The following is a 4,823-nucleotide window of genomic DNA, read 5'->3' as shown; positions in this document are numbered from 1 at the left end:
TATATGTCGATAGTGCCATTGCGATTGCCAAAGCTGATTACGATGGGAACATTGAAACGCTCTGCGCTGACCTTGCTCTGCAGGCAAACGTCGCTGAGACTGCTCAAGGARGAATTATCCTGGCTCGTGTTTACGAAGGTTATGACGCAGTTACACAGAATGCCTTGGCTGTAGTCAGTTTGGCCGACACCGGGTTAACGCAAGAAGAAAGTGGTTCGCCTGCTGCAAACCACCCTCAAGCTGTCGCCGGGTGGCGCAGCTGCGGTAATCAAGAAAATCCAGGCAACGGGGACAGTTGAGGTGTTTGGCGCCAAAACGCTCAAAGTCCATGATGCCGTCCGTGCCCTAGGCCTACGTCACCTGGAGCTCATGGGTGAGCCTGTGGTCACTGCCGCCTTGCTGACGTTGAAGGAGTTGCTGATCCAGGGAATGGAGAAAAACCGTGACACCTCGCGGATTGCACTTCTGATTCAAGTTTTCATTAAGCTTAATGACGTCGAGCCGCTCATCGAACTCGCTGGTGAGGAGACATTCTATGAGATGGGGATCCTGGTAGATGTAGCGTCTAGTTTGGCGAGTGCAGTAAGCTCGGGAAGTTTAGATCCAGGACAAACGTTCTGGGCACTTGACGGACTTGTATTCTCTCTCATGAGAGACAGTCGTTATGATGAAGCTTCAAGCCATCTATCAACGATGGCGCAAATTCTAGATGCTCACGGCTTTGAGTTTCGCGAGCATTTATCGCTAGCTATGAAAAAAATCTTATTTGCAGCATACCTCGGTCATGAAAAAGATGTGAGGAGAGAGGTTGAGTCCGCTGCCCCAAAAATTCCAGATTCGATCCACAGGCGGATATTCGACTATAAACCATGCTTTCGCACTGTGGAAAGCTTAAAGCGCTACAAAAGCAGCAGAGCTTTTGTGCAAGGCAGTTATGGACGGATATTATGGGATTTTGGGGCTTGAGCCAAAAGATGTCCTCGGCAAAAATCCAGATGTACTTTGGAAAGTGATCAAGCGGTCAGATGACGTGAGTGAGGACATCAAGCATCTTGCGGACTCGCTGGATTTGTATGCGAAAATTTTGAATGCGCAGGGACGCAAGTCCGGCTTTTCTCGCATCCATGCCATGAAATTCTACAATATGGTTAATGCATACGATTCGTTCGTGAGGTTGGGGCAGGATGCCGCTGAAGAGTTTGCCGAAGCAGGTGAGTATGTGGGAGCTAGAGAAATTCTTGAGCAACAAGTTTTGCGTGTAGTCTCTGAGATGGGCTTAATCGGAAGGATGGTTCAGGTCAGGGGGCAGTATGCAGAGATACTCGCGCTTTGTAAGGACTATGCAGGAGCAGTTTCTGAGATCGAGCGACTCCAGCACTACTTACACGGACTCGAAAAAGATGAGGCGAAGGAACTGTTAAACCAAATCGGCAATATAGTCGGAATTATGCGCAAGGGAATTCATGGCTAACGCCTACATAGGCAAGTTTTTTTGTTCTTTTTTATGGCGGTTGGATGAGCCAAATTAAAATTATTAACTTTTTGAGGGAGAGAGGAAAGAGGTTTGAGTAGGAGGGGCGATGCATTAGCGTCAAACTATTGCCGAAACCCTTAGCATACGATATCGAAGCTAGGGGCTAGGTTAACTGTATGTGGAGCGAGAGGGCAGTGTGACGCAAGCGGAGCGCGCAGGCGTGCGGCATGGAAGCCCGGAGGGCCGAGACGAAGACTCGGTTCACGACAGACCATCCCCGCAGGGGCACGCCCCAACACCAGGCCGGATAAGCCAGAAGCGAAGAGCATCCTATGAGGATTTTTCGATGGGAATGATAGACGATGACGACACAGTGTATTGCGACGTCCAGATGCCCTTGGCTCAAGGTCGAGAGCTATTGCTCTTGGTGACAACACTGAAGGAGTCCGATACCCATCCGACCCTGAACAGGGTATTCGAGCGCATGCAGCGCGAGCTCAGCATCTCAATCGATATCGTCGAGAACCCGCCTTCCTGGGGCCCTTGGTGCCAGTGAAGCGTGCACGGCGTTCAGAGCTCTGCATCCCAAGCATTCATCGCGTCACTCACAGTCGCGTACCACTGGAAATCAATGCCCTGTAGCGCGTTTGCGACCTGTCTGTTGACGTCGCCGTCGATCCAAGTAGGGAGTGTCTCCGACGAGCCCGAGAACATGCTGGCTATAGCTACGGCATATCTACCGGTATGCGTGGACTGGAGGCACACGTAGCGCACAGCAGCGCCACTGGGAAGCCGACGCCAGGCCACCGCCTCAATACAGTCCATGGGCCTCACAGAAGCCTCTGCAGCGATATCCGCGCGCTGATCCGCCCTATGGTTCTCAGATGGTCGGGACGGCCCGCCAGGTGCTCCCGGGTTGGGTACGAGGTGCTTCAACTGCTCACGTGCGCAGACAATCTGCTCCCGGAACTCTTCGGGATCAATGAACATGGCTCCTTCCGGCGATACCCTAAGGGTCTTGAGCCTGTTCGCGGCTTGGATGAACGCACGTTCGCGCTCAATCTCACGCTGAGGGCGGTGGTCTTTGCTTATGAGATCCCATAGCGTACGGACTATTCGCATCTGACTATTCTCCCAGGTATCGGTAACCGCACACCGGTAGCGTATGGCACCGTGATAACTCTGGCCCACAGGCCGGTCGGGTGGTGTAGAAGCACTACTAAGCACTCTCGCGGTTGCTTAGCCGCATTTCAAGCTTTTCGGCCAGAGCTTTGAGGTTTTTGGATCTCAACCGACAGATCATTTTTTTGCAGCTTGGATTTATGCTCTAGAGCAGTGAGCGTGTCTTTAACAGAGTCCAGTTCGTCCTGGGCCTCAAGCATCGAACTGTAGGTCGAGCTCGACGTGAGCGCCTTGTATTCAGCGTGAAAATAATGATGGAGAGATTCAGGGTCAGAGTGCCCGGTGAGTTGTGCCACCTCTGCGCAAACATCGTCTCGCAGCGCCGGCGTCCACCCTTTCTTTAGAGCGGGGGTTTGGGCGAATCTTTCCTCCAGTCTGATATTGATTTGACGCGTGACAAAACGATGTCTAAACATGGACAGGCAAACACGGGTACCTGACAAACCAGCTCCTAAACACAGTCGGTCAAACTCCTTAGTGATTGACTCTTTTTTCAATCGACTACCGTTTTCACCTAGGAATATATTGTTGGGCTGGTCGAACAAAATATTACGATCCGCTAGGAAGTCAATATAAGTCTTCCTAGCTTCCACGTAAATTGCAAACCGCCTTGCATCTGCAGCATTGATTTTAAAACGGCGTAACGGTGCCGGAGTTCCGCGCTTTTTAGTGGGGATCACAATCTCCAGTGTGTTCGAAATGTTTTGATTGAGCTCAAGGTCGAGGTCAAACAGCTCCTCAGGACGTAGTCCTGTGAGCTTCATCATTCTTAACGTGAACATCCGCCGTTCGTATAGATACACACTGGTAGCATCGTAAAGTTCGAGGTCACTGATTGATTTAAGTCTGGAGCTAGCAGGCAGATCCTCCCAGTCTCGCTTCCGGAAAATCTCATCCTGGATTTTTTGGATGATATGTTCGTCTATTGCCACCTTGTCATCGTTGTACGGCACGGGAGCCACGAGCAGTGGATGAACCATGTAGCATCGCTTGGTTTTGGGATTTGTCTCGTAAGATATCGTGATGTTTGCACCGCTATTCTTTAAGCCTATCAATGGTGTTTTAGATAGATTTGGGTAATTTTCGGTTAGCCAGTGCAGAAAGTTAAGCATGGTATGCTGAATTAGCCGGGTGCGGTTGTTGTTCCTTGCTGGTTCGATACCACGAAGGGTGGATTTGGTTTCTTCAACTAGCTGTTTAGTAAAATCCTGAAAATTAGTTTCGTTGAAATTACTGAATTGAATGTTCTTGACAGAGCAGAAGCGAACGAAGTGCGTGATGAGCGCCGCGTCTACCCGCGCAGAATCCCTGGCGCCTGTGGACGCGCAGATCTCATCCATCCATAGATTGGCAAGGTTACATGGCCTCCCGTTGGGCCAACGAATAAGTACGAAATTTCCGATAATGCGTGGCTTTCCAATGAACGCCCCAGTCTTCCGAACCGGCATAGCTTTGTCTGGTACGCTTACGGACTCATATTCCGTGTAGAGTTGCTTACCCATCCTTTTTGCCGCCGTCGATAACCTTCATTTTCTCTGAAGAAAATATCTGGTCGCTTATCAGGAAAGAGTGATATTTGGCCTTGGAAGTTTTGACTTTAAGTGCGATGGCTGCACGGATTTCATCAGCGCTACGGGTGCTTTGAGGGTCAACACGCTCTAGGAAAGTCAGGATGTCAAAGTACGCCTTCGAGGCGATGTGAGCCTCCAGCAGCGCGATGCGTGCCTGATCCTTGTCTGAAGGAAGGTTAGGCGCGGCGCCGGGTTAACCTTGGGAGTCAACAGGGCGAATGCCATGGTTTCTCATCTGTAGCATCTTGTCCCACAGGCTTGACCCAGAGATGCCAAACTGTGCAACCTTAGCCGCTTGCTTCAGGGAGTTGAGCGAAATCGATGTGAAGCAGCCAGCGACCTCCAGTTTGCAGAAGCCTCGCATCGAGGATAGAGCTCGAAGCTGGGCTTTCGACGGTGTAATTTCTTTAGATAGCACCTGTGAAAGCCAAGTGTGACGAGAGTGGAGATTTTTATTTGTTGTATCTCTCATCTTTTTGGCCTCCTAGACAAATAGCGAAATCGATGGTGTAGATTTCTTCATCGTAAGTTTCAAGCCTGACTTTATATGTGGTCATATCGAACTCAGGTTGTTGCACCATTTTGTCTAGGTATTT

5 protein-coding genes are annotated in these 4,823 nt (G+C 50.3%); 3 read left to right on the top strand and 2 right to left on the bottom strand.

Annotated elements, in window-relative coordinates; translation table 11 throughout:
• Positions 1–210 precede the first annotated feature (210 nt).
• From DQ405_RS24110 to DQ405_RS24100, 3 genes are all read left to right on the top strand, one after another.
• Entirely contained in the window at positions 211–966 is a 756-nt protein-coding gene (locus tag DQ405_RS24110) for a hypothetical protein (protein ID WP_168426344.1), read from the top strand.
• The gene (locus DQ405_RS24105) at positions 935–1,471 is read left to right on the top strand and encodes a hypothetical protein (RefSeq protein ID WP_168426343.1); all 537 of its coding nucleotides are present in this window, start codon (positions 935–937) and stop codon (positions 1,469–1,471) included. The genes DQ405_RS24110 and DQ405_RS24105 overlap by 32 nt, the downstream gene beginning before the upstream one ends.
• Positions 1,472–1,820: 349 nt before the next feature.
• Positions 1,821–2,030 (top strand): hypothetical protein, encoded by a 210-nt coding sequence (locus DQ405_RS24100; RefSeq protein ID WP_168426342.1) that lies wholly within the window; start codon positions 1,821–1,823, stop codon positions 2,028–2,030.
• A gap of 14 nt (positions 2,031–2,044) precedes the next feature.
• On the opposite strand, the gene DQ405_RS24095 is transcribed toward DQ405_RS24100, so the two are convergent.
• Together DQ405_RS24095 and DQ405_RS24090 are read right to left on the bottom strand one after the other, a co-directional pair.
• Complete coding sequence (locus DQ405_RS24095; protein WP_342030454.1) at positions 2,045–2,464, bottom strand: hypothetical protein; 420 nt, start codon at positions 2,462–2,464, stop codon at positions 2,045–2,047.
• Positions 2,465–2,724: 260 nt separating this feature from the next.
• Positions 2,725–4,158 carry a site-specific integrase gene (locus tag DQ405_RS24090; protein WP_168426340.1) on the bottom strand — a complete coding sequence of 478 codons (1,434 nt, stop codon included), beginning with the start codon at positions 4,156–4,158 and terminating at the stop codon, positions 2,725–2,727.
• Between the last annotated feature and the right edge of the window lie 665 nt (positions 4,159–4,823).

The sequence above is a fragment of the Pseudomonas sp. SST3 genome, from assembly GCF_003325755.1.
The sequence above is the reverse complement of the archived record's forward strand: the minus strand, read 5'-3'. Positions and strand labels throughout refer to the sequence as shown.